The sequence below is a fragment of the Paraburkholderia sp. UCT31 genome, assembly GCF_014397655.1.
GTDB classification, from domain to species: domain Bacteria; phylum Pseudomonadota; class Gammaproteobacteria; order Burkholderiales; family Burkholderiaceae; genus Paraburkholderia; species Paraburkholderia tuberum.
Window position 1 is genome coordinate 1 of the sequence record NZ_VZQP01000182.1, and the last position, 1,170, is coordinate 1,170.

1 protein-coding gene is annotated in these 1,170 nt (G+C 55.6%); it reads right to left on the reverse strand.

Annotated features, from left to right (window positions below):
* Window positions 1–104: 104 nt before the first annotated feature.
* Complete coding sequence (locus tag F6X40_RS41495) at window positions 105–992, reverse strand: ATP-binding protein (RefSeq protein ID WP_222946319.1); 888 nt, start codon at window positions 990–992, stop codon at window positions 105–107.
* Window positions 993–1,170 lie beyond the last annotated feature (178 nt).

A 1,170-nucleotide genomic window follows, 5' to 3' on the forward strand; every position in this document is an offset into this window, starting at 1 on the left:
CGTCAATCAAAACCGCGCGTCAATCAATAAACGCTTGCCAGCGTCAATCAACATCGGCATCATATTTCTGCCGCGACATTCTCAAGCTGATTGTCGCGCGTCTCTCATCCAGATTGTCGCGCCACAGTGCCCATCGCATGAGGCGTGTACCGCGGTGGAGTGAGTGTGTTCGCGTTACCGTTCTCCTCAATCGCGGGCTGGTCGCGATCCTTGCCCGTGAACGTCGTCGTTTCGAAGTCAATCAGGTCATACCAAAGTTTCTTCAGGCTAAACGGCACGGGGCTATCGACGGTGAGGGATTGCGGATCTAGCCCTGGTAGCGCACTTTGTTGCACGCGTGCAGACTTCAATTCGTGAATTTTGTCGGCAAACGCGATCTCTTGATTCTCGTTAAGGTCGCCCGCAATGAAGTCCAGCAGTTCACCTGCCTCAAGGGCCCAATAGGGAACAAAAAGCGATTCTTGTCCGGGCTCGGGCGTCGCGCTAAAAACGCGAGCAATGTCGGCAAGGGCGGAAGTGTATTCGCCATGAAGATCCAGCAAGAGGACACGTGCATTCGGCGAACCGCCCGCTGGTGCCTCTGGCTGCACGATCGACCGCAAGAGGCTAGCCACAGTGGTGGACTTTCCTGATCCTGTGGATCCTAGAATCGCTGAGTGCCTCGTGACTAATAAATCGAGTGAAAGCCGGACGGCGATATTCTCCGCGCTGGAGAGCGCACCAACTTTCACTTGATCATTGCCACCGGGGCCGTAAATGCGACGGAGATCGGTCTCAGTGACGATATGAACTGCGTCGTTGATGTTTGGATGTTGACTAAGGCCACGTTCAAAAACGCCGCCTATTGCTTCGCCTGCTAGTTCGACCCGCATCCACCTGCCCGAGTTTGCGTTGTCGCCATCGCCATTCTGCGGCGCAGCGTTGGCTCCGACCTCGCATACGACACCGTAAAGATCTTGGTAGCCTTGCGGAATGCGGACGAAGCTTCCCACTTGGCCGACTCGATACGTATGTCCTTTAATTACGGCAAATCCGGAGTCTAGTGACGTTGCCCGCGAATTTCGGATCCCTTAACTGAGCGGAGATTATGCCACTCGTTGGTTCTGGGCGGCGTGCCAGTCCTGCTCGAATTGCATCGGGCTGACGTAGCCCAACGTCGAGTGCAAGCGC